Annotated in this window: 22 protein-coding genes; 6 read left to right on the top strand and 16 right to left on the bottom strand. The window is 75.1% G+C overall.

Going from position 1 to position 22559, the window contains the following annotated elements; all coding sequences use genetic code 11:
• From mftG to ACI79G_RS06800, 3 genes are read right to left on the bottom strand one after another with little or no spacing between them, the layout of a single operon-like run.
• Positions 1–1602, bottom strand: a complete 1602-nt coding sequence (gene mftG / locus ACI79G_RS06790; protein WP_456880370.1) for a mycofactocin dehydrogenase MftG — start codon at positions 1600–1602, stop codon at positions 1–3.
• A 17-nt stretch (positions 1603–1619) separates the two neighbouring features.
• Positions 1620–2936, bottom strand: coding sequence for a class I adenylate-forming enzyme family protein (locus ACI79G_RS06795; RefSeq protein WP_456880371.1), 1317 nt, complete (start codon positions 2934–2936; stop codon positions 1620–1622).
• Entirely contained in the window at positions 2933–3799 is an 867-nt protein-coding gene (locus tag ACI79G_RS06800; RefSeq protein ID WP_456880372.1) for an MBL fold metallo-hydrolase, read from the bottom strand. Before ACI79G_RS06800 ends, ACI79G_RS06795 begins: the two co-directional genes overlap by 4 nt.
• A gap of 58 nt (positions 3800–3857) precedes the next feature.
• Between ACI79G_RS06800 and ACI79G_RS06805 the strand changes: the two genes are divergently transcribed.
• A complete protein-coding gene (locus ACI79G_RS06805; RefSeq protein WP_456880373.1) occupies positions 3858–4376 on the top strand; it encodes a hypothetical protein in 519 nt (172 codons plus the stop codon).
• A 115-nt stretch (positions 4377–4491) separates the two neighbouring features.
• On the opposite strand, the gene ACI79G_RS06810 is transcribed toward ACI79G_RS06805, so the two are convergent.
• Positions 4492–5856: a M23 family metallopeptidase gene (locus ACI79G_RS06810; protein WP_456880374.1), complete on the bottom strand. Its 1365-nt coding sequence runs from the start codon at positions 5854–5856 to the stop codon at positions 4492–4494.
• A gap of 461 nt (positions 5857–6317) precedes the next feature.
• On the opposite strand from ACI79G_RS06810, the gene ACI79G_RS06815 reads away from it, so the two are divergent.
• The 3 genes from ACI79G_RS06815 to ACI79G_RS06825 all read left to right on the top strand — a co-directional run bounded on the left by ACI79G_RS06815 (position 6318) and on the right by ACI79G_RS06825 (position 8373).
• The gene (locus ACI79G_RS06815; protein WP_456880375.1) at positions 6318–7382 is read left to right on the top strand and encodes a Leu/Phe/Val dehydrogenase; all 1065 of its coding nucleotides are present in this window, start codon (positions 6318–6320) and stop codon (positions 7380–7382) included.
• Between the two features lie 91 nt (positions 7383–7473).
• The gene (locus ACI79G_RS06820; protein ID WP_456880376.1) at positions 7474–7956 is read left to right on the top strand and encodes an ester cyclase; all 483 of its coding nucleotides are present in this window, start codon (positions 7474–7476) and stop codon (positions 7954–7956) included.
• A 192-nt stretch (positions 7957–8148) separates the two neighbouring features.
• Positions 8149–8373 (top strand): DUF3073 domain-containing protein, encoded by a 225-nt coding sequence (locus ACI79G_RS06825; protein WP_456880377.1) that lies wholly within the window; start codon positions 8149–8151, stop codon positions 8371–8373.
• A gap of 88 nt (positions 8374–8461) precedes the next feature.
• Here the strand turns inward: ACI79G_RS06825 and purM are convergent, their stop codons facing one another.
• The 4 genes from purM to ACI79G_RS06845 all read right to left on the bottom strand — a co-directional run bounded on the left by purM (position 8462) and on the right by ACI79G_RS06845 (position 12859).
• On the bottom strand, positions 8462–9526 hold the full coding sequence (gene purM / locus ACI79G_RS06830; RefSeq protein ID WP_456880378.1) for a phosphoribosylformylglycinamidine cyclo-ligase: 1065 nt from the start codon (positions 9524–9526) through the stop codon (positions 8462–8464).
• Positions 9523–11076 carry an amidophosphoribosyltransferase gene (gene purF, locus ACI79G_RS06835; protein ID WP_456880379.1) on the bottom strand — a complete coding sequence of 518 codons (1554 nt, stop codon included), beginning with the start codon at positions 11074–11076 and terminating at the stop codon, positions 9523–9525. Before purF ends, purM begins: the two co-directional genes overlap by 4 nt.
• 89 nt (positions 11077–11165) lie before the next feature.
• The gene (locus ACI79G_RS06840; RefSeq protein ID WP_456880380.1) at positions 11166–11774 is read right to left on the bottom strand and encodes an MBL fold metallo-hydrolase; all 609 of its coding nucleotides are present in this window, start codon (positions 11772–11774) and stop codon (positions 11166–11168) included.
• The gene (locus ACI79G_RS06845) at positions 11771–12859 is read right to left on the bottom strand and encodes an S-(hydroxymethyl)mycothiol dehydrogenase (protein ID WP_456880381.1); all 1089 of its coding nucleotides are present in this window, start codon (positions 12857–12859) and stop codon (positions 11771–11773) included. Before ACI79G_RS06845 ends, ACI79G_RS06840 begins: the two co-directional genes overlap by 4 nt.
• A 209-nt stretch (positions 12860–13068) precedes the next feature.
• Between ACI79G_RS06845 and ACI79G_RS06850 the strand changes: the two genes are divergently transcribed.
• Both ACI79G_RS06850 and ACI79G_RS06855 read left to right on the top strand, forming a co-directional pair.
• Positions 13069–14487: an OFA family MFS transporter gene (locus ACI79G_RS06850; RefSeq protein WP_456880382.1), complete on the top strand. Its 1419-nt coding sequence runs from the start codon at positions 13069–13071 to the stop codon at positions 14485–14487.
• The gene (locus ACI79G_RS06855; protein ID WP_456880383.1) at positions 14484–14627 is read left to right on the top strand and encodes an MFS transporter small subunit; all 144 of its coding nucleotides are present in this window, start codon (positions 14484–14486) and stop codon (positions 14625–14627) included. The genes ACI79G_RS06850 and ACI79G_RS06855 overlap by 4 nt, the downstream gene beginning before the upstream one ends.
• A 122-nt stretch (positions 14628–14749) precedes the next feature.
• Here the strand turns inward: ACI79G_RS06855 and ACI79G_RS06860 are convergent, their stop codons facing one another.
• The 8 genes from ACI79G_RS06860 to purB all read right to left on the bottom strand — a co-directional run bounded on the left by ACI79G_RS06860 (position 14750) and on the right by purB (position 22537).
• A complete protein-coding gene (locus ACI79G_RS06860; protein ID WP_456880384.1) occupies positions 14750–15145 on the bottom strand; it encodes a sterol carrier family protein in 396 nt (131 codons plus the stop codon).
• A complete protein-coding gene (gene purL, locus ACI79G_RS06865) occupies positions 15145–17505 on the bottom strand; it encodes a phosphoribosylformylglycinamidine synthase subunit PurL (RefSeq protein ID WP_456880385.1) in 2361 nt (786 codons plus the stop codon). Before purL ends, ACI79G_RS06860 begins: the two co-directional genes overlap by 1 nt.
• Positions 17502–18173, bottom strand: coding sequence for a phosphoribosylformylglycinamidine synthase subunit PurQ (gene purQ, locus ACI79G_RS06870; RefSeq protein WP_456880386.1), 672 nt, complete (start codon positions 18171–18173; stop codon positions 17502–17504). The genes purL and purQ overlap by 4 nt, the downstream gene beginning before the upstream one ends.
• A 14-nt stretch (positions 18174–18187) precedes the next feature.
• Positions 18188–18427 carry a phosphoribosylformylglycinamidine synthase subunit PurS gene (gene purS, locus ACI79G_RS06875; protein WP_456880387.1) on the bottom strand — a complete coding sequence of 80 codons (240 nt, stop codon included), beginning with the start codon at positions 18425–18427 and terminating at the stop codon, positions 18188–18190.
• Between the two features lie 153 nt (positions 18428–18580).
• Entirely contained in the window at positions 18581–19462 is an 882-nt protein-coding gene (locus ACI79G_RS06880; protein ID WP_456880388.1) for a DUF559 domain-containing protein, read from the bottom strand.
• Positions 19463–19588: 126 nt separating this feature from the next.
• On the bottom strand, positions 19589–20353 hold the full coding sequence (locus ACI79G_RS06885) for an alpha/beta fold hydrolase (RefSeq protein WP_456880389.1): 765 nt from the start codon (positions 20351–20353) through the stop codon (positions 19589–19591).
• 1 nt (position 20354) lies between these two features.
• A complete protein-coding gene (locus ACI79G_RS06890) occupies positions 20355–21215 on the bottom strand; it encodes a phosphoribosylaminoimidazolesuccinocarboxamide synthase (RefSeq protein ID WP_456880390.1) in 861 nt (286 codons plus the stop codon).
• The gene (gene purB / locus ACI79G_RS06895; protein WP_456880391.1) at positions 21212–22537 is read right to left on the bottom strand and encodes an adenylosuccinate lyase; all 1326 of its coding nucleotides are present in this window, start codon (positions 22535–22537) and stop codon (positions 21212–21214) included. Before purB ends, ACI79G_RS06890 begins: the two co-directional genes overlap by 4 nt.
• Positions 22538–22559 lie beyond the last annotated feature (22 nt).

The raw sequence follows: 22559 nt of genomic DNA on the forward strand, positions 1-22559 counted from the left end.
TCAGCCCTCGGTCATCAGCTCCGCGGCGCGCTCGCCGATGGCCACCGCCGTCGCCGCCGGCCCGCGCGAGGTCACCGTGGGCATGACCGAGGTGTCGACCACCCGCAGCCCCTCGACCCCGCGGACCCGCAGGTGCTGGTCGACCACAGCGCCGGGGTCGGAGTCCGGGCCCATCCGCGCCGTCCCGGCCAGGTGGACGGCGGTGGCCAGCGAGCGCCGGATCCAGCGGTCCAGCTCGCGGTCGGAGGCCAGGACGTCGTCGGGCGGCCCGGTCCGCTCGGCGACCAGCGGGGCCATCGCCGCCGTCCGCAGCAGCTCGGCCGCCAGCCGCACGCCCTGCCGCATCCGCCGCCGGTCGGAGTCGGTGGACAGGTAGCGGTACTCCAGCCGCGGTTGCACGCCCGGGTCGGGACTGGGCAGGGTGAGCCGGCCGCGGCTGTCCTCCCGCTGCAGCGCGACGCCGAGGAACAGGTCGTCGCGGCGCCGGGCGGTGTCGAGCAGCCGGTGCAGCGAGGTACCGCGCAGCGCCCGCAGCGTGGCCCCCGGCCGGCGCAGCACCCGGACCGCACCCGCCGACGTGCGGGGCACCATGACCCGGCTGAACGGCTTGAGCCAGGGCAGCACCTCGAGGTCGCCGGGCACCGCCGCGCCGTCGGAGGTGGCGTTGAGGACGCCGTGCAGCGGGTGCAGGCCACGTGGCATCGGCAGCCGCCGGGCCGGCCGCCAGGTGACGTAGACGTCGGGGTGGTCGGTGCAGTCCACGCCCACGCCCGGGACGTCGGCCACCACGTCGAGGCCCAGGACGCGCAGGTCGTCGGCCGGGCCGATGCCGGAGAGCAGCAGCAGCTGCGGCGACCCGACGGCGCCGGCCGCCAGCACCACCTCGCCGGCCCGCACCACGCCGTCCGCCGTCTCGACCCCCACCGCGCGGCCTCCCTCGACGACCACCCGGCGCACCAGCACGCCGCCGCGCACGGTCAGCCCGGGGTGCCCGCGGCGCGGGTTGAGGTAGGCCATGGCGGTGTTCACCCGCACGCCGTCGGCCACGTTGAGCGGCACCGGCCCCCAGCCGGGCGGTCCGTCGGCGTTCTTGTCCGGCTCGTCGGGGGCGCCGAGCTCCGCGGCCGCCGCCCCGAGCGCGTCGGCGAGCGGGTGCCCGTCCGGAGCCCGCCGGACCGGCACCGGCCCGTCGGCGCCGTGGCCGGGCCGGTCGCCGTACTCGCGGTCGGCCTCCAGCCGCACGAACGAGGGCAGGACGGCGTCGTAGGACCACAGGCCGTTGCCCGCGGCGGCCCAGCCGTCGAGGTCGGCGCGGGTGCCGCGGACGAAGTAGCCGCCGTTGAGCGCGCTCGACCCGCCGGCCACCCGCCCGCGCGGCACCGGGAAGGTCACCTCCTCGGTCAGCACCCCGGTGAGGTCCCAGTTCGCCGGGTGCCCGGGGACGGCGGCGGCCATCCGGGCGGCGTCGCGCAGGTCGGCCGGGAACTCCACGTGGTCCGCGCCGGCCTCCAGGACCAGCACCCGCCGTCCGGCGTCGGCCAGCCGCGCCGCGAGCGGGGCGCCGGACGTGCCGGCCCCCACCACGACGACGTCCCACTGCACGGCTCCCCACCCACCCCTCACAGCCCGAGGACCTCCGGCAGGTCCAGCCGGCGGACCTTGCCGGTCGAGGTGCGCGGCAGCTCGCCGACCGGGTGCAGGCTCTTGGGCCGCTTGGCGGGGGCCAGCCGCTGGCGGGCCCAGCCGGCCAGCTCGGCCGGGTCGGCGTCACCCACGTAGGCGGCGACCACCCGCTGGCCCCACTCCGCGTCGGGCACGCCCACGACCGCGCTCTCCACGACGCCCGGGTGCGCGTCGAGCACCGCCTCGACCTCGGCCGGGTAGACGTTCACCCCGCCGGAGATGACCAGGTCCTCGCGGCGGCCGTCGAGCCAGACGGTGCCGTCGTCGTCCACCCGGCCCAGGTCGCCGACCGTGACCAGGTCCCCGCGCCAGGCCGCGGCGGTCTTCTCCGGCGCCCGCCAGTACTCGAAGCGCGCCCAGCGCGGCACGGCGCACCACAGCTGGCCGCGCGCGTCGGTCTCCAGCCGCCGTCCCGGGCGGGCCCGGCCGACGCTGCCCGGGTGCGCCAGCCAGTCCTCCGGCGAGCAGACGGTGAACTGCGCCTCGGTGGAGCCGTAGAACTCCCACACGCTGCCCTCGGGCGCCGCGGCGAGCACCGCCCGCTTCAGCGGCTCGGGGCACGGCGCGCCGGCGTGCACGAGGCGGCGGAAGGACGACCAGTCGACGGGGTGGGCGGGGGACGAGACGGCCAGCAGCCGCTGCAGGTGGGTGGGCACGCAGAAGGTGGTCGTCGGGCGCTGCTCGGTGATGGTGCGCGCGGCGCGCGCCACGTCGAACGGGCCGGGCAGCAGCACCTCGCCGCCGGCCAGCAGCGTGGAGACGGCGAAGCGCAGCGGCGCGGAGTGGTGCAGCGGGGAGAGCAGCAGGTACCGGTCGGCCGGGCCGAGGCCCCAGAGGTCGATCTCCTCGGCGGCCAGCGCGCGGGCGTCGTCCTCGGCCAGGACACCGGACCACACGCCCTTGCGGCGGCCGGTGGTCCCGGAGGTGTAGTGCATCGGCCGGGCCAGCGGGACGTCGGCGAGCTCGCCCTCGACGTCCCCGGCGAGCAGCCGCTCGGGCTCGGCGCCGACGTCCAGCCCGGGGTCGGCGTCCTCGGCCAGCGCGGCGCGCTCGGCCGCGGGCAGCGCGGGGTCGAGCACCACGGGGACGACGCCGGAGCGCAGCGCGCCCAGCACGACGGCGAGCAGCGCCGGCGAGGCCCCCGCAGAGACCAGCAGCCGGTCGCCCGGACCCAGCCCGGCCGCCCGCAGCGCCGCCGCGGCGCGCCGCTGGTCGCGCTCGCTGTCGGCCGCCCGGACGACCGGCACGCTCACGGCAACCGCACCCGGTCGCCGTCGAGCACCACGTGACCCTCCGCGGCCAGCTTGGCCAGCGTCGCGCGCGTCGACTGGGCCGCCGCCGGCCACACCTCCCGCGGCACCTCGGCGTAGACGTCGGCGACCAGCTCGTCGACCGTCCCGGCACCCCGCACCATCGCCGCGAGCAGCTGCTGCTCCCGGAACGCCCGGTGGGCCAGGTAGAAGTCCAGCACCGCGCCCGGGTCCTCGGTCAGCTCCGGCCCGTGCCCGCAGTACAGCGCGCTCGGGCCGAGCTCGTGCACCCGGCGCAGCGAGGCCAGGTAGGCCAGCACGTCGCCCTCCGGGTGGGTCACCACCGACGTCCCGCGGCCCAGCACGTGGTCGCCGACGAGGACCGCGCCGGACTCCAGCCGGAAGGCCAGGTGGTCGGCGGTGTGCCCGGGCGTGGGGACGACGCCGAGCGTCGTCCCGGCGAGCGCCAGGCGCTCCCCCGGCTCCAGCACCCGGCCGTCCGGCCCGGCGACGCGGGCGTCGGCGGCCGCCACCTGCGCGCCGAGCCGCGCGCCCCACGGCAGCGCCGCCTCCGCGTGGTCGCCGTGGTGGTGGGTGACCAGGACGGCGACGCAGCGGGCGTCCCGCGCGGCCAGCGCCGCCTCGACCGCGGCCAGGTGCGCCGGGTCGTCGGGCCCCGGGTCGACCAGCACGGCCTGCCCGCTGCCCGGGGCACCGACCAGGTAGGTGTTGGTGCCGTCCAGCGTCATCGGCGAGGGGTTGGGCGCCAGCACCCGGGTGACCAGCGGCTCGAGGTCCGCCGTCCGCGGCATCGCCCCCGGGGCCGGGAGGTCCCAGGTGGCGCGGGGGTCGACCGGGGTTCTCACGTCGGGCACGGTAGCCGCGCCCGGGCACCCCGGCGCACGCGGAACTACCGTCGGGCCCATGCGCTCCCCCGCCCCGCTGCTCCGCTCGGCCCTCGCCGGTGCCGCCGCCGTCGTCCTGCTCACCGCCTGCGGCGGGTCGGGGGACGACGAGCCGGCCGCCGCGCCGAGCACCTCCGTCCCGGCGACCTCGTCGTCCGCACCGCCGAGCGGGACGGCGGCACCCGACCCGGCCGCCGAGGAGTTCTGCGGGCAGATGACCAGCGCCTTCACCGAGGTGCAGGGCAGCCTCGCGGCGGCCACCCCGGAGGACGTCGCGAGCCGGCTGCCCGAGGCCGTCGCCCGGCTGGAGCAGGTCCAGGCCCCCGCCGAGATCGCCGGCGACTGGACCGCGCTGCTCGACGGGCTGCGCCGGCTCTCCGACACCGCCGGCACGCTCGACCTGGGCACCCCGGAGGGCCAGCAGGCCTACGCCGACGCGTCGACCCGGATCGGCCAGGAGCTCCGCCCGGCGGAGACGGCGCTCACCGACTACGTCGCCGCCCACTGCAACCCGACCTCGGCCGCGCCCACCAGCTGAGGGAGGCCCTCTGCCCCCACCGCTCGCAGGCTCGCGGCGGGGCCGGGGGCGGCACCCCTCCAGGGGCCCGTGCCGGGCGTGCGAGGCGTGGGGGGAGGGTGGTCCGCTTCCTGCTTCAGCAGCCGCTGATGGACACGCCGCGGCCGCGCAGCCACGGCACCGGGTCGACCTGACCGCCGTACATGGCACCGGAGGGGTGCACCTCGAAGTGCAGGTGCGGGCCGGTGGACTGGCCGCGGTTGCCGACCTCCGCGATGAGCTCGCCGGCTACCACCCGCTCGCCGGCGCGGACGAAGTACTGGTTGACGTGGCCGTACACGGTGACCGCGCCGTCGTCGCCACGGATGTAGACCGCGTAGCCGAAGCCGGTGGCCGTCCCGGCGCGCGCGACGACGCCGGAGTGGGCCGCGTAGATCGGCGTCCCGATGGGCGCGGCGATGTCCACGCCGCCGTGCAGGGCGCCCCAGCGGGAGCCGAAGCAGCTGGAGGTGCGGCCGGAGGTCGGCTTGACGTAGGGGCCGGAACCACCCGAGCTGGCCGCGGCGCTGCTCCCGGACCCGGAGCCCTGGCTGCGGGCGGCGGCGCGGGCCGCGGCAGCCGCGGCGGCGGCTTCCTCCTCGGCGCGGCGGGCGGCCGCGGCGGCGGCGGCCTCCTCGGCGGCCTTCTGCTGCTGCCAGGCCTGGAAGGCGTCGCGGGCGCCCTGCAGGCGCAGCAGCTCCACCTCGGCGGCCTGCAGCTGCTGCTCGTAGGCTGCCTTCTGCGCGGAGACCTCGTCGTAGGCGGCGCGCTGCGCGGCCAGCTGCTGGTCGGCGGTGGCCTTCGCGGCGGCCGCGACGGCCTCGGCCTCGGCCGTCTTGTCGCGGGCAGCGCGGGCCGCGGAGTCGGCGTTGGCCTGCTGCACGCGGGCGACCTCGAGCTGACCGAGGACGTCGAGGTGGTTGGCGGAGACGTAGTCGAGCATCGCGGCCCGCTCGATCAGGTCGGCGGGTCCCTCCGCGTCGAGCAGGGCCGCGGCGGTGGACAGTGTGTTGCCGCTCATGTAGCTGTCCCGCGAGAACCCGGCGATGCGCGCCATGGCGGCATCGACGGCCTCGGTGGCGGCCTGCAGCTCCGCCGCCGTCCGCTCGGCCTCGGCCTGCGCCTCCAGGAGGGCCTCCTCGGCGGCGAGGTAGGCGGCACCGGCGGCCTCGGCCTGGACGGCGTAGCCCTCGAGCTGGGACTGGGCCTGGGCGACCAGGGCGCTGATCCGGCCGACCTCGGCGGCGGCGGCGTCCTGCGCCGACTGCGCCTGCCCGATCTGCTCGTCGGACGGGTTGGGCGGCGGCGGTGTGGGGGCGGCGCCGGCGGGGGCGGCCGCGGTCAGCACCACCGTGCCGGCCACCACGCCGACCAGCAGGCTGCGCACGATCCCGGCGCGCGAGCGGTGCGCCGGGACGGCGGCGGTCCCGGACGTGCGCTGGCGAGGACGGCTGTGCGGCATGTCGCTCCCTGGAGAAGAGGGGTGCGTCGGGGGGCGGCCGCAGCGTGACAGCGTCACACCGGTCTCGGAAGTCTCCACGCGGCACGGCCGTCACACCGGGCACACAGGACACCTGCCCCACTCCTGTCACATCTGTTCTCGTCACCCGGACGGGTGAGCTTGAGGGCTGCGCGTGACCTTTCTCGTCCCGCGGCGGTTCGAGCCCGGTCGGAGCCTCCTCGGGCCCGGCGCCGCCGGCCACCAGCCGGGTCGGCTCCGCCACGCTGACCTCGTCCTCCGCGGGGTCGCCGGGCCGCGGCCGCGGCCGAGCATGCGGAGGCAGTCGCCGACCGGGTGGGCGCCGGAGCGGGTCGTGCGTGACGAAGACCACGCCCACGCCGCGGAGGGGCGTGGCGCCCCGCTCCCTGGCCGGCCGGGCCGGGCACCCGGTCGGGCGGGCGACGCCGTCCTAGGCTCGCCCCGTGGACGTACTCGGCTCCGGTCACGAACAGGTGGTCTTCTGCTCCGACCCGGCCTCCGGGCTGCGGGCGGTCATCGCGATCCACTCCACGGCGCTGGGGCCGGCGCTCGGCGGGACCCGCTTCCACCCCTACGCCGACGAGGACGCCGCGGTCGCCGACGCCCTGGCGCTGTCGCGGGCGATGACCTACAAGAACAGCCTGGCCGGCCTGGACCTCGGCGGTGGCAAGGCCGTCATCATCGGCGACCCGCACACCGACAAGACCGAGGCGCGGCTGCGCGCCTACGGCCGGTTCGTGGAGTCGCTGGGCGGGCGCTACCTGACCGCGTGCGACGTGGGCACCTACAACGCCGACCTCGACGTCGTGGCCCGGGAGACCCGGTTCGCGCACGGCCGGTCGCTGGCGTACGGCGGCTGCGGGGACTCCTCGGTGCTCACCGCGTACGGCGTCTTCCAGGGGATGCGGGCGGCCGCCCAGCACCGCTGGGGCAAGCCGTCGCTGGCCGGGCGCACCGTCGGGGTGGCCGGCGTCGGCAAGGTCGGCAGCTGGCTGGTCGACCGGCTGGTGGAGGACGGCGCCGACGTCGTCGTCACCGACGTCGACGCCGGCGCGGTCGAGCGGGTGCTGGCCCGCCACCCCGCGGTCGACGCCGTCGCCGACACCGCGACCCTGGTGCGGACGCCGACCGACGTCTACGCCCCCTGCGCGCTCGGCCGCGCCCTGGACGACCGGACGGTCGCGGTGCTCGAGGCCGAGATCGTCTGCGGCGGCGCCAACAACCAGCTCGCCCACGAGGGGATCGCCGCCGAGCTCATGCGCCGCGGCATCCTCTACGCGCCGGACTACCTGGTGAACGCCGGAGGGGTGATCCAGGTCGAGGACGAGCGGCACGGGTTCTCCTTCGCCCGCGCCGAGGCCCGCGCCGCCGGCATCTTCGACGTCGCGCTGCGGGTGTTCCGGGCCGCCGACGCGGACGGCGTCTCCCCCGCCGTGGCCGCCGACCGCCTCGCCGAGGAGCGCATCGCGTCGGTCGGCCGGCTGGCCACCATCCGCATCCCGCGCTGAGGGAGCCGGGGCCGTTCGCCTCTCGCCCGCCGCCGGGCCGGCTCGGACACTGCCCTGTGCAGGGGCCGACGGAGCAGCCGAGGAGGTCGTGATGGGACAGGCGCGCGAGACCATGGACCGCATCACCGAGGCCATCGTGGCCGGGGACCGCGATGCCCTCCGGCAGCTGTACGCGGACGACGCCGTCGGCGAGGCACCCGACGCCGGCCGGCTCGACGGCGCGGACGCGATCGTCGAGTACGTGATGTCCCTCCGCCGGGCCCTCCCGGACCTGTCCTGGGAGGCCAGGGCCACCTTCGAGGACGCCGACAGCGCGCTGGACGAGGGCTGGATCGTCGGCACCCACACCGAGACGCTCAGCTCCCCCGAGGGCGACCTGCCGCCCACCGGCAGGCCCCTCCGGCTGCGGGAGTGCGACGCCATCACGGTCCGGGACGGCCGGGCCGTGTCCCACCGCTTCTACTACGACCGGCTGGACCTCGCGTCCCAGCTCGGCCTGACGGAGTCCGGCACGGCCGCCGTCCCCGCACCCCGGGCCGGCACCGAGCAGGAGCCGGAGACCGTGATCCCGTGATCCCCGCCCGTCGTACGACGCGGGGTGGCACCGGCCGGAGGCCCCGGTCGGGCGACAGCGGGGGGAGACCCGTGCCGGTCGCCGATCCGTGTCGTAAGCTCGGTCGAGACAGAGACACTCAGTCGGGGTCGCCACGCGGGCCGTCCAGCCCGGAGCTGGGCTCCCGTACTCCGTAACGAGGGGGTCGAGCCGATGGGGCGCGGCCGAGCGAAGGCCAAGCAGACACGCGTGGCCCGTGAGCTCAAGTACAGCTCACCGAACACCGACCTCTCCGCGCTGCAGCGCGAGCTGGCCGGTTCACCGACGTCGTCGTACTCCGCGCCGTCCCGGGCGGGCAGCGACGACGACGAGGACGGCGAGTACACCGACCGCTGGGCGGACGACGACACGGACGACGACTGGGCCGCCAGTCGCTGAGGAAGGACCCCGCTGCCCCCACCACTCGCACGCTCGCGGCGGGCCCCTGCAGCGGGGCCGCCGTGAGTGCGTGTAGGGCGTCAGCGCCTCAGCGGTAGTCGCCGACCAGGCGCGCCGCGTCCCCGCCGGTGCGGGCACCCACGGTGCCGGCGACCCAGGCGGGCACCCCGCGCTCGGCCAGCACGGCCACGACGTCGTCCGCGACGTCCGGGGCGACCGCGGCGACCATGCCGACGCCGCAGTTGAACGCCCGCTCGGACTCCGCCCGCGGCACACCGTGCTCCTCGAGCAGCGACACGGCGGCCGGCAGCGCCCAGGTGCCGCGGTCCAGCACGGCCTCCAGGCCGTCCGGGACCACCCGGGCGGTGTTCCCGGCCAGCCCACCACCGGTGATGTGCGCGTAGGCGTGCACGCCGTCGACGCCGAAGCGCTGCACCAGCGCCAGGCAGTCCAGCGCGTAGATGCGGGTCGGCTCGAGCAGCACCTCGCCCAGCGGGCGGTCCAAGCCGGCGGGCGTGGCGGCCAGGTCCAGCCCCGCGGCGGCGACCACCCGGCGCACCAGCGAGTAGCCGTTGGAGTGGAAGCCGGACGACGCCATCGCGACGACCGCGTCGTCCTCCCGGACCCGCTCGGGCCCCAGCACCGCGTCGGCCTCGACGACCCCCACGGCCGTGGCGGCCAGGTCGTAGTCGTCGGGGGCCATCAGGTCACCGTGCTCGGCGGTCTCCCCGCCGACCAGCGCGGCCCCGGCCAGCCGGCAGCCGGTCGCGATGCCGGTGACGATCGCGGCGATCCGCTCCGGCACGACCCGCCCGCAGGCGACGTAGTCCTGCAGGAACAGCGGCTCGGCGCCGCATGCGACCAGGTCGTCGACGACCATCGCGACCAGGTCGATGCCGACGGTGTCGTGCCGGTCCAGCTGCCGGGCGAGAGCGATCTTGGTGCCCACGCCGTCGGTGGAGGAGGCCAGCAGCGGCCTGCGGTACCGCGCCGTGTCCAGCGCGAACAGCCCGGCGAAACCGCCGAGGCCGCCGACGACCTCGGGGCGGTTGGTGCCCTCCACCGCCGTCCGCATGAGGGCGACGGCCCGCTCGCCGGCGTCGATGTCGACGCCGGAGGCGGCGTAGGTGAACTCGGGCCCGGTGCCGCTCACGGGCGGGTCAGGGCGTCGTCCGCGCCACCGGGCACGGCGGCGCTGCCGGCCTGCTGGCCGGTCCACCCGGTCACCGCACGGTCCTGGTCGACCCGGCGGCCGATGCCCTCGAGCAGGTGCTTGCCGAGCAGCTCGCTCTCCGCCAGCGGGATCGGGTACTCGCCGGTGAAGCAGGCCGTGCACAGCCGGTTGACCGGCTGCTCGGTGGCCGTGATGAGCCCCTGCTCGGACACGTAGCCCAGCGAGTCGGCGTTGATCGAGGCCCGCACGCCGTCGACGTCGAGGCCGTTGGCGATCAGCTCGGCCCGGCTGGCGAAGTCGATGCCGTAGAAGCACGGCCACTTCACCGGCGGCGAGGAGATCCGCACGTGCACCTCGACCGCGCCGGCCTCGCGCAGCATGCGGATCAGCGCGCGCTGGGTGTTGCCGCGCACGATCGAGTCGTCGACGACGACCAGCCGCTTGCCGCGGATGACGTCGCGCAGCGGGTTGAGCTTGAGCCGGATGCCCAGCTGCCGGATGGTCTGGCTGGGCTGGATGAAGGTGCGCCCGACGTAGGAGTTCTTGACCAGGCCGATGCCGTAGGGGATGCCGGAGGCCTCGGCGTAGCCGACGGCGGCCGGGGTGCCCGACTCCGGCACGGAGATGACCAGGTCGGCGTCGGCCGGGTGCTCCTTGGCCAGCCGGCGGCCGATCTCGACGCGGGCGGCGTGCACGCCGCGGCCGCCGATCGTCGTGTCCGGCCGGGCCAGGTACACGTACTCGAAGACGCAGCCCTTGGGCTCGGCCGGGGCGAAGTGCTGGCTGCGCAGGCCGTCCTCGTCGATGGCGATCAGCTCGCCGGGCTCCACCTCGCGGACGACGGAGGCCCCGACGATGTCGAGCGCCGCGGTCTCGCTGGCGACCACCCAGCCCCGCTCCAGCCGGCCGAGCACCAGCGGCCGCACCCCCTGCGGGTCGCGGGCGGCGTAGAGGGTGTTCTCGTCCATGAAGGTGAAGCTGAAGGCGCCGCGCAACTGGGGCAGCACCTCCATCGCGGCGGCCTCGACCGAGAGGTCCTGGCGGGCGGCGATCAGCGCGGTGACCAGGTCGGAGTCGGTGGTGGAGGTGAAGGCGCCCGGCACACCGGCGTCGGCGGCACGGCTGGCCAGCTCGGCGGTGTTCACCAGGTTCCCGTTGTGGCACAGCGCCAGCCCGGTGCCGGCGTCCGTCGTCCGGAAGGTGGGCTGGGCGTTCTCCCACGTGGAGGCACCCGTCGTCGAGTACCGGGTGTGCCCGACGGCGAGGTGGCCGCGCAGGCTGCCCAGGGTGGCCTCGTCGAAGACCTGGCTGACCAGCCCCAGGTCCTTGTAGACGACGACCGAGGCGCCGTCGGAGACGGCGATGCCCGCCGCCTCCTGGCCGCGGTGCTGCAGGGCGTAGAGACCGAAGTAGGTCAGCTTGGCGACCTCCTCCCCCGGCGCCCAGACACCGAAGACGCCACACGCGTCCTGGGGTCCGGGGGAATGGGGGTCGAGGTCGTGCGTCAGCCGTCCGTCACCGCGAGGCACTCACCGAGGGTACCGGCGGAGGCCGACGGGGACCGGCCGGGCGGGGTGGCCCTGGCCACCCCGCCCGGCCGGGAGCGCGGCTCAGCGCCCTAGTGGATGTGACCGATCTCGGCCGAGATCGTGGTGTCGTCGCCGTGGCCGGTCTTGACGACGGTGTCGCCGTGCAGGGACATCAGCCGCGACCGGATCGACTTCAGGATCGTCGGCTTGTCGCTGTACGAGCGCCCCGTCGCGCCGGGGCCGCCGTGGAACAGCGTGTCGCCGGTGAAGACGGTGGCCAGGTCCGGCGCGTGCAGGCAGGTGCTGCCCGGCGAGTGGCCCGGCGTGTGCAACGCGGTCAGCGTCGTCCCGGCCACGGTGAACCGGGCGCCCTCGACCAGGTCCTCGTCCGGGGCCGTGTCGGGGTGCACGACGTCCCACAGCATCCGGTCGGCAGGGTTGAACCAGATCGGCGCCCCGGTGGCCTCGCGCAGGGCCACGGCGGCGGTGATGTGGTCGTTGTGCCCGTGGGTCAGCACGATCCCGGTCACCCGCCGGCCGCCGATCGCGTCCAGGATCGGGGCGGCGTCGTGGGGTGCGTCGATGACGAGCACCTCGTCGTCGTCACCGACCAGCCACACGTTGTTGTCGACGTCGAAGTCCTGCCCGTCGAGGCTGAAGACGCCGGAGACGACGGCCTTGTCGATCCGCGCGGTCACTTGAACACCACCACCGAGCGCAGCACGTCGCCGGCACGCATCTTGTCGAACGCGGCATCGACGTCGTCGATCCCGATGGTCTCGGTGACGAAGTCGTCCAGCGGGAAGCGGCCCTGCCGGTACAGATCGGCCAGCATCGGGAAGTCCCGGGAAGGCAGGCAGTCGCCGTACCAGGACGACTTGACCGCCCCACCCCGGCCGAAGACCTCGAGCAGCGGCAGCGTGATGGTCATCTCCGGCGCCGGCACGCCCACCAGCACCACCCGCCCGGCCAGGTCCCGGGCGTAGAAGGCCTGCTCGAACACCGCCGGGTGACCCACCGCGTCGATCGCCACGTCCACCCCGAACCCGCCGGTGGCGGCCCTGACCGCCGCCACCGCGTCGGTCTGCCGGGAGTTGACGGTGTGCGTGGCGCCGAACTGGCGGGCCCACGCCAGCTTCCGGTCGTCGACGTCCACGGCGACGATCGTGGTCGCCCCGGCCAGCCGCGCGCCGGCGATCGCGGCGTCGCCCACACCGCCGCAGCCGAACACCGCCACGCTCTCCCCGCGGCGCACCCCGCCGGTGTTGATCGCCGCGCCCACCCCGGCCATCACCCCGCAGCCCAGCAGCCCGGCGGCGGTGGCCGGCGTGGCCGGATCGACCTTGGTGCACTGCCCGGAGTGCACCAGCGTCTTCTCCACGAACGCGCCGATGCCCAGCGCCGCGGACAGCGCGGTGCCGTCGGTGAGGGTCATCTGCTGCGCGGCGTTGTGGGTGGCGAAGCAGTACTGCAGCTCCCCCTTGGCACACGCCCGGCACTGCCCGCACACCGCCCGCCAGTTCAGGATCACGAAGTCCCCGACGGCGACGTTGGTCACCCCCTCCCCGACCGCGGCCACCACCCCGGCGGCCTCGTGGCCGAGCAGGAACGGGTACTCGTCGGTGATGTTGCCCTCGCGGTAGTGCAGGTCGGTGGCGCACACCCCGCACGCCTGCACGTCCACCACCGCCTCTCCGGGGCCGGGGTCGGGAACGACGATCGTCTCGACCGTGACCGGGGCTCCCTTGCTGCGGGCGACGACGCCCCTCACCTCGTAGGCCATGGCGGGAGCCTATGCCCGGTCCGGGGGGCGGTTGGACCGTCCGGGAGCTGGTTGACTCCGCAACGATCCGGTCTCGACCGGTGGGGATCGACTGCTTCGACCAGCGGTACGTCCAGGACGGACGTAGCGTTCCCGCGGGTCCGTGACGTCTGGCACAGACCCTGTCCGGCGGGGGATCCCCCGACCGATGTCCTCCGGAGGTCCGTCCCGTGGCAGTACCCAGTTTCCTGGCCCGAGATCGCATCGTGGCCCGTCCCGGCTTCAACCGCTGGTTGATCCCGCCCGCGGCGCTCGCCGTGCACCTGTGCATCGGCCAGGCGTACGCGACCAGTGTCTACAAGGCCTCCCTCGTGACGCACTTCGACACGACCCTGACCGCCATCGGCATCATCTTCTCGATCGCCATCGTGATGCTGGGGCTCTCGGCGGCCCTGTTCGGCACGTGGGTGGACAAGAACGGCCCGCGGGCCGCGATGTTCACCTCCGCCGTCTTCTGGGTGTCGGGCTTCCTCGTCGGCGGGCTGGGCATCGAGACCCGCCAGCTGTGGCTGGTCTACCTCGGCTACGGCGTCATCGGGGGCATCGGCCTGGGCATCGGCTACATCTCGCCGGTCTCGACGCTGATCAAGTGGTTCCCCGACCGGCCCGGCCTGGCCACCGGCATGGCGATCATGGGCTTCGGCGGCGGAGCGCTGGTCGCCTCGCCGCTGTCCCGGCAGCTGATGAGCTGGTACGACCCGACCTACGACCCGTCCGTGGCCGGGACCGCGCCCAACGGCGACGCCGTCGCCGCCCTGTTCTTCACGCTGGCCGCGCTGTACGCGGTCTTCATGATGTTCGGCGCGTTCATCGTGCGCGTGCCGGCCGACGACTGGCGCCCCGCGGGCTTCGACCCGGCCTCGGTCAAGAAGAAGGCCCTGGTCACCACCGAGAACGTCTCGGCGAACAACGCCATCAAGACGCCGCAGTTCTGGCTGCTGTGGACGGTGCTCTTCTGCAACGTCACCGCGGGCATCGGCATCCTCGAGCAGGCCGCGCCGATGATCCAGGACTTCTTCCGCACCGGGGAGACCTCCACGGTGGCCGCCGCCACCGCCGCCGGGTTCGTCGGGCTCCTCTCGCTGTTCAACATGGCCGGCCGGTTCGTGTGGTCCTCGACGTCGGACTACATCGGCCGCAAGCCGATCTACATGGTGTACCTGGGCGTCGGGATCGTCCTGTACGTCGTCCTGGCCCTCTTCGGCAGCACGGCCACCTGGATCTTCGTGCTCACCGCCGCGGTCATCATCAGCTTCTACGGCGGCGGCTTCGCCACGGTCCCGGCCTACCTGCGCGACCTCTTCGGCACCTACCAGGTGGGCGCGATCCACGGCCGGCTGCTGACCGCCTGGGCGGCCGCCGGTGTGGCCGGGCCGCTGATCGTCAACGGCGTCCTGGACACCCAGGGCACCCCCGGTCAGCTCGTCGCGGCGAACTACCGGCCGGCGCTGTTCATCATGGTCGGCCTGCTGGCGGTCGGCTTCGTCGCCAACCTGCTGGTCCGCCCGGTGGCCAGCAAGTGGCACGAGCCGAAGGCCACCTCCCCCACCACCGCTCGCGCCGACACGGAACGGAGCGCCGTCCGATGAGCCACCCCACCACCGACGACCGGAAGCCCACGCACACCCCGGTGGGGCTGATCGCCTTCGCCTGGACCCTGGTGGGCGTGCCGCTCGCCTACGGGCTCTACAACACGGTCAAGGCCGCCAGCGCCCTGTTCGGCGGCTGAGCCCACCAGCACACACACCGCGCCCCCGTCCGGATCTCCGGACGGGGGCGCGGTGCTGTGCACATCGTCGGCCTACCGGCCGGCACCGCGGCCAGGTGCCTGGAAGGACCCCGTCCAGAGGCTCACCGAAGAGGTGCCAACGGCAGGTGGGCCGAGAGGTCGGCCCGGTTGCCGCTGGCGCTGACCCTCCCGTCGGCGACCGCCCGTTCCCAGGTGAGCTGCCCCGTCGCCAGCCGCAGCCAGGTGGCGGCGTCGGTCTCCACGACGTTGGGTGGCGTCCCGCGCGTGTGTCGCGGCCCGGGCACCAGCTGGACGGCGGCGTGCGGGGGCACCCGCAGCTCGACCGAGCGCCCCGGCACCTGCTGGGCCAGCCAGCGGGCCGTCGTCTTGACCGCGGCCCCGAGCACGGACCGCGGGGGCCGCTCCGCCTCCCCCGCCAGCCAGGCCCGCACCGGGTCGACCGCGGCCCGCAGCTCGTCGGCCGGGATCGGCCTCGTCGACGGGGGCACAGCCGGCATCAGCTGGTCGGGACGGTCCCCGCCGGGACGCTGCCCACGGTCGCCTCCGGCGTGCCGAACAGAGCCGGCAGCGTGGCGCTCCAGGCGGCACGCAGCTCGGCGAGCGGCAGCTCCGCGACGCCGTCGACGGCGAGCACTGCGTCCGGACCGCTGTCCCCCGTCGTCCCCAGCTCGGTGACCAGGACGCCGGCCCACTCGGCGGTGACCCGCACCGCCTCCGGGTCGGTCGTGGTGACGACGACGCGCCCGGCCGACTCGCTGAACAGCGCGGTGAACACGTCGCCGTCCAGGGTCAGCCGCGCGCCCGTGCCGTACCGCAGCGCCGACTCGGCCAGCGCCTGCGCCAGGCCGCCGTCGGCCAGGTCGTGCGCGGACGTGACCAGCCCCTCGCGGCCGAGCGCGGCGAGCAGCTCGCCCAGCGACCGCTCGGCCTCGAGGTCCACCGCCGGGGGGCGGCCGCCGAGGTGGCCGTGGACGACGCTCGCCCAGGCGGAGCCGCCGAACTCCGGCCGGGTGACGCCGAGCAGCAGCACGGTCTCCCCCGCCGTCCGCCAGCCGGTGGGCACGCGGGTCCGGACGTCCTCGTGCACGCCCAGGACACCGATCACCGGCGTCGGGTTGATGGCGACGTCGCCGGTCTGGTTGTAGAGGCTGACGTTGCCGCCGGTGACCGGCAGCCCCAGGTCGCGGCAGGCGTCGGCCAGGCCGCGGACGGCCTCGGCGAACTGCCACATCACCTCCGGCTCCTCCGGGGAGCCGAAGTTCAGGCAGTTGGTGACCGCCAGCGGGCGGGCGCCGCTCACCGCCACGTTCCGGTAGGCCTCGGCGAGGTTGAGCTGCGCGCCTGTGTACGGGTCGAGCCGCGCGTAACGGCCGTTGCCGTCGAGGGCGAGCGCGATGCCGCGGGAGGTCTCCTCGTCGATGCGCACCACGCCGGCGTCGTCGGGCTGGGCGAGCACGGTGTTGCCGCGGACGTAGCGGTCGTACTGCTCGGTGACCCAGGTCTTGTCGGCACCGTCGGGGCTGGCGACGACGGCCAGCCAGTGCGCGGCGAGCTCCTCGGGGGTCGCCGGGCGGGGCAGGGCGGCCGGGTCGTCGGCCTGCAGGTCGTCGAGGTCGGCCGGGCGCTGCATCGGTCGGTCGTACACCGGGCCCTCGTGGGCGACGGTCCGCGGCGGGACGTCGATGATCCGCTCGCCGTGCCAGTCGACGGTCAGCCGGTCGCCGTCGGTGACCTCACCGATGACGGTGGCCAGCACGCCCCACTTGCGGCAGACGGCGAGGAAGGCGTCGGTCTTGGCCGGCTCGACGATGGCGCACATGCGCTCCTGCGACTCGCTCATCAGGATCTCGGCGGGCGTCAGGGTGCTGTCGCGCAGCGGGACGGCGTCCAGGTCGATGTGCATGCCGCCGGTGCCGGCGCTGGCCAGCTCGCTGGTCGCGCAGGACAGGCCGGCGCCGCCGAGGTCCTGGATGCCGGTGACGAGGTCCTCGCGGAAGATCTCCAGGCAGGCCTCGATGAGCAGCTTCTCGGTGAACGGGTCGCCCACCTGCACGCTCGGGCGCTTGGCCGGCCCCTCCTCGTCGAAGGTCTCGCTGGCCAGCACCGAGACGCCGCCGATGCCGTCGCCGCCGGTGCGGGCGCCGAAGAGCACGACCTTGTTGCCGACGCCCTCGGCCTTGGCCAGCCGGACGTCCTCGTGCCTCATCACGCCGACGCACAGCGCGTTGACCAGCGGGTTGCCCGCGTAGCAGGCGTCGAAGAGCAGCTCACCGCCGATGTTGGGCAGGCCCAGGCAGTTGCCGTAGCCGCCCACGCCGGCGACGACGCCGGGCAGGACGCGGGCGGTGTCGGGGGCGTCGGCCGGGCCGAAGCGCAGCGAGTCCATGACGGCGATCGGGCGGGCGCCCATGGTGAGGATGTCGCGCACGATGCCGCCGACCCCGGTGGCCGCGCCCTGGTAGGGCTCGACGTAGCTGGGGTGGTTGTGCGACTCGACCTTGAAGGTCACCGCGTAGCCGTCGCCGACGTCCACCACGCCGGCGTTCTCGCCGATGCCCACCAGCAGCGCCTCGCTGCGCGGCAGGTCGCCGAAGCGGCGCAGGTGCACCTTCGAGCTCTTGTAGGAGCAGTGCTCGCTCCACATGACCGAGTACATGGCCAGCTCGGCGGTGGTGGGTCGGCGGCCGAGGATGTCGCGGATCCGGGCGTACTCGTCGGACTTCAGGCCCAGCTCGCTGTAGGGCTGCTCGAGGTCCGGCGTCCGCGCGGCGAGCTCGACGGTGTCGAGCTGGTGCGACAGCGGGCCGGGCCCGGTGTCGAGGTCGCTGAGTCCCTGCGTCGCGCTCTCCTGGCTCACGCTGCGACGACCGCCTTCAGGACGGAGGTGAAGAAGCCGAGACCGTCGGTGCTCGGGCCGGTGAGGTCCTCGACGGCGTGCTCGGGGTGCGGCATGAGCCCGACGACGCGGCCGTTCTCGCTGGTGACGCCGGCGATGTCGCGCATGGAGCCGTTGGGGTTGTCCTCGACGTAGCGGACGGCGACCCGGCCCTCGCCCTCGATCCGGTCGAGGTCGGCCGGCGCGGCCACGTAGCGGCCCTCGCCGTTCTTCACCGGGACGACGATCCGCTGGCCGGGCTCGTAGTCCTGCGTCCACGCGGTGTCCGCGCGCTCGATGCGCAGCGCCTGGTCGCGGTTGCGGAAGTGCAGGTGGCCGTTGCGGGTGAGCGCGCCGGGCAGCAGGTCGGCCTCGCAGAGGACCTGGAAGCCGTTGCAGATGCCGAGCACCGGCATGCCCTGGCGGGCGCGGTCGACGACGTCCTGCATCAGGGGCGCCCGCGCGGCGATGGCGCCGGCCCGCAGGTAGTCGCCGTAGGAGAAGCCGCCGGGCAGGACGATGGCGTCGACGTCCTTGAGGTCGTGGTCGTCGTGCCAGAGCGCGACGGGCTCGGCCCCGGCCAGGCGCACCGCGCGGGCGGCGTCGACGTCGTCCAGGGAACCCGGGAAGGTGATGACACCGATGCGCACGGAGGGGGTACTCCTCAGTCGGTCGGGAGGTGGAGCTCGACGTCCTCGATGACCGGGTTGGCCAGCAGCGTCTCGGCGATCTGCGTCAACTCGGCCTCGTCGGGGGCGCCCTCGACCTCGAGGACGAAGTGCTTGCCCTGGCGGACGCTGCGGACGCTGTCGTGGCCGAGCCGGCCCAGCGCTCCCAGCACCGCCTGACCCTGGGGGTCGGAGATCTCCGGCTTCAGCACGACGTCGACGACCACCCGAGGCACGTGGTCGAGGGTACCGGGGTGGCGTGGACCACTGACCGGAGCGCGGGGTCGCTGGCCCGGCCGACGCCCCTGCTGCTGCCGCGGCTCTTCGCCGAGTGCGACGAACTCGTGGTGATCGGTCGGCGATGACCACCACGTCGTCGCACTCGGGACTCAGGTGGGCAGCAGGGCGTCCCCGCTCGCGCGTACCACCGCCTCCGGGCGTCCCAGCACGTCTGCCGAGGTGAACCGCAGGACGGTCCAGCCCGCCAGGACCAGACCGTTCTGCCGCCGCAGGTCGTCCACGAAGACCCGGCGGTCGCGGTGCACGTCGCCGTCGAACTCCACGGCCACCCGCTGCTCGGGCCAGGCCAGGTCGACACGACCGAGGAAGCGACCACCGGCGTCGCGCACCACATGCTGCAGCACCGGTCGGGGCAGGCCCGCCTCGAGCAACAGCCAGCGCAGCACCGACTCCATGGGTGACCCGGCCAGCGGATCGGCCCACGGCAGGACCCGCCGTGCCGTCGCGACGCCCCGGCGGCCCACCGCCCGGCGGAGGACGGCGGGGAACTCGTCCTCGGGGAACCCCCGAGCGAACATCTGGTCGGTCACCGCGAGCAGCGCGGGAGGCGGCACGGCGGCCGCCAGGTCCACCCACGTGCGGCTCGGCGAGGTCACCGTCACGCCCCGCAGCTGCCGCGTCTCGGCAGGCGGCACCGCCGAACAGTGGACGATCCGGTCCGGCCGGTTCCGCACCCACTCTCCGCGGGAGACGGTGAGGTGCACGCGCACGTCGTCCGGCACGAGCGGCACCTCCAGGCCCCAGAGCGCAGCCGCGGACAGGTGGCTGACGACCGCGGAACGGGGTGCGCCCAGCACGACGGCATCGATCCGCCAACGGACCTCCCCCGCTTGCACGCGCGGCAGGTATGTGTCCCGGGACGTCCGCACCACCTCGCGGTGCCGCAGCTGCCAGTCGCTGACCCCGTCCGCACGGGCGCGACGGCGGTTCGTGGGCCGGTCGATGCGGGGCGGCACGGGCGGCGTCGGCACCGGCGGAGCCTGCCGCAGGACGGCGTCCGCCTGCTGACGCCGTCCACAGGTGACCCCGAGTGCGACGACGTCGTGGCCATCGCGGCGGGATGACCACGAGTCCGTCGCACTCGGACGCCGCGGAGCTCAGTCGGCGCGCAGCAGGGACCACACCGCCTCGGGGGCCTCCCAGTGGGCGTTGTGGCCGGCGCCCTCGACGAGCACCGCGGCCGGGTCCACCCGGCGCATCGCGTCGAGGCCCACCATCGGGTCGGACGCCCCCGCCGCCAGCCGCAGCGGCGCGACCGAGCGGCGCAGCACCTCCTCGACCGGCGGGCCGACGGCGCCGAACGCCCGCGGGTCGAGCGCCGGCACCCACCCCGGGGACACCTCGCGGACGCCGGCGAGCGCGACCGCGTCGTCCGGGGCCACGAGCCCGGTGAGCCCGGCCAGCCGCAGGTGCCGGTCGGCGGCCTCGGCACGGGTCGCGAACACCTGCGGCGGGCGGGCCGCCAGCGACCGGGCGCGGCTCACCTCGTCGTCCGTCCAGTCGATCTTGACGCCGAGCGCCACGACCCGCGCGACCTCCACGCCGTACCAGCCGCCGCCGAGCACCGCGCCCACCACGCCGCCGAACGAGTGCCCGAGCACGGTGACCCGCGCGGCGCCCGACTCCGCGGCGAGCACGGCCACGTCCGCGGCGTGCACCGCGTAGCCGTACGGCGGTTCGGCCACCGACCGGCCGTGCCCGCGCAGGTCGGGAACGGCCCAGGGTCCGCGCCACGACGCCTCGACCAGCGGCAGCAGCCGGTCCCACACCGCCCCGGTGGCACCCAGCCCGTGCAGCAGCAGGAGCAGGTGGTCACCCGCGCCGCCGGAGCGGTACGCGAGGCCCGAGCGCGTTCCTGCCACGTCAGCGGAACGCAGTACCGGTCAGGCGCTCGTAGGCGGTCACGTAGCGCTCGCGGGTGGCCTCGACGACGTCGGCGGGCAGCTCCGGCGGCGGGGAGACGCGGTCCCAGCCGGACGACGTGAGCCAGTCGCGGACGTACTGCTTGTCGAACGAGGGCTGCGCGGCCCCGGGCGACCACAGGGTGGCCGGCCAGAAGCGCGAGGAGTCCGGCGTGAGCACCTCGTCGCCGAGGACGAGGCCGGAGGCGTCGAGACCGAACTCGAACTTGGTGTCGGCCAGCACGATCCCGGCGTCCAGGGCGATCTCCGCGCCGCGCCGGTACAGCGCCAGGGTCAGCTCGCGCAGCTGCTCGGCCCGCTCGGCCCCGACCGCGGCGACGACGGCGGCGAAGTTGATCGCCTCGTCGTGCTCGCCCTGCTCGGCCTTGGTGGACGGCGTGAACACCGGCTCGGGCAGCCGTGAGCCCTCGACCAGCCCGGCGGGCAGCGGGACGTCGCGGATGGACCCGGTGCGCTGGTACTCGACCGTGCCGGAGCCCGAGAGGTAGCCGCGGGCCACGCACTCCACCGGCAGCATCTCCAGCCGGCGCACCAGCATCGCCCGCCCGGCGACCTCGGCCGGGACGTCGGACGCCGACAGCAGGTGGTGGCTCGCCCCGAAGGACGACAGCACCGGCGCCAGCTGGTCGAACCACCACACCGACAGCTGCGTGAGCACCCGGCCCTTGTCCGGGATGGGCGTGGGCAGCACGTGGTCGTAGGCGGAGATCCGGTCGGAGGCCACGAGCAGCAGCCGGTCGGAGCCGGCGTCGTAGACCTCGCGGACCTTGCCCCGGGCGACGAGCGGCAGGGCCACGGTCATGACAGCGCGGCGAGCCGGTCGAACAGCGGCCCGAGGTTGGCCACGTACCGCTCCGGCCGGCAGATCTCGTCCAGCCGCGCCTCGTCCAGCGCCACGCCCGCGTCCGCCGCGCGCTTGCGCAGCGTCTCGCGGAACGGCGTCCCGCTGTTCCACGTCTCCATCGCCGCGGACTGCACCAGCGCGTAGGCGTCCTCCCGCGAGGCCCCGCCCTCGACCAGCTCGAGCAGCACCGACGAGGTGTAGATCAGCCCGCCGGTCGACTCGAGGTTGGCCCGCATCCGGTCGGCGTCCACGACGAGGTTCTCCACCAGCCCGGTGGTCAGGTGCAGCAGGTAGTCGGTGGTGATGGCGGCGTCGGGCAGGAACACCCGCTCGGTGGACGAGTGCGAGATGTCGCGCTCGTGCCAGAGCGGGATGCCCTCCATCACCGGGACGACGGCGGCGCGGACGACGCGGGCCAGGCCGGCGATGCGCTCGGAGCGGATCGGGTTCTTCTTGTGCGGCATCGCGCTGGAGCCCTTCTGGCCCGAGCCGAACGCCTCGGAGAGCTCGCGCACCTCGGTGCGCTGGCCGTGCCGCACCTCGAGCGCGACCGTCTCGCAGACGGTGGCGATGATCGCCAGCGCCGCGACCCACTCGCTGACCGAGTCGCGCAGCACCACCTGGGTGGAGGCGTCGGCGGGCCGCAGGTCCAGCGCCTCGGCGACGGCGACCTCGACCGACGGGTCGATCAGCGAGTACGTGCCGACGGCGCCGGAGATGGCGACGACGCCGACCCGCTCCCGCGCGGCCCGCAGCCGGTCCCGCGAACGGGCGGCGGCGAAGGCGATGTCGGCGACCCGGTGGCCCCAGACGTCGGGCTCGGCGTGCACACCGTGGGTGCGGCCGACCTTGATGGTGTCGCGGTGGGCCAGCGCGTGGTCGCGCAGCACCGCCACCAGCCGGTCGAGCCTGGCCACCAGCAGGTCGGTGGCCTCGGTCAGCTGGACGGCGAGGGCGGTGTCCAGCAGGTCCGAGGAGGTCATGCCGTGGTGGACGTAGGCGGCGGCCGACCGGGGCTCGGTGTTGTCGGCCCACGCGGTGAGGAAGGCGATGACGTCGTGCTGCGTCGTCTCCTCGATCTCGGCGACCCGCGCAGGCGTGGGCGGCGGCGCGTCGCGCACGGGCTGCACCACCTCGGCGGGCACCCGCCCGGCCGCGGCGTGCGCCTCGAGGACGAGGGTCTCGACCCGGCACCACAGCTCGTACTTGTGCTGGTCGCTCCAGACCCGCCCCATCTCGGGGAGCGTGTACCGCTCGATCATCGGGGTACCGCCCGCCACTCGTCAGCTCGTCGCACCACGT

The sequence above is a fragment of the Geodermatophilus sp. SYSU D00779 genome (assembly GCF_054050595.1).

Coding starts and splice junctions, on each gene's coding strand:
- ACI79G_RS06820 (WP_456880376.1), top strand. CDS start 7,474: ATGGGACAGGCGCGCGAGACCATGGACCGCATCACCGAGGCCATCGTG.
- ACI79G_RS06855 (WP_456880383.1), top strand. CDS start 14,484: ATGAGCCACCCCACCACCGACGACCGGAAGCCCACGCACACCCCGGTG.
- ACI79G_RS06845 (WP_456880381.1), bottom strand. CDS start 12,859: ATGGCCTACGAGGTGAGGGGCGTCGTCGCCCGCAGCAAGGGAGCCCCG.
- ACI79G_RS06810 (WP_456880374.1), bottom strand. CDS start 5,856: ATGCCGCACAGCCGTCCTCGCCAGCGCACGTCCGGGACCGCCGCCGTC.
- ACI79G_RS06890 (WP_456880390.1), bottom strand. CDS start 21,215: ATGACCGTGGCCCTGCCGCTCGTCGCCCGGGGCAAGGTCCGCGAGGTC.
- ACI79G_RS06860 (WP_456880384.1), bottom strand. CDS start 15,145: ATGCCGGCTGTGCCCCCGTCGACGAGGCCGATCCCGGCCGACGAGCTG.
- ACI79G_RS06825 (WP_456880377.1), top strand. CDS start 8,149: ATGGGGCGCGGCCGAGCGAAGGCCAAGCAGACACGCGTGGCCCGTGAG.
- ACI79G_RS06805 (WP_456880373.1), top strand. CDS start 3,858: ATGCGCTCCCCCGCCCCGCTGCTCCGCTCGGCCCTCGCCGGTGCCGCC.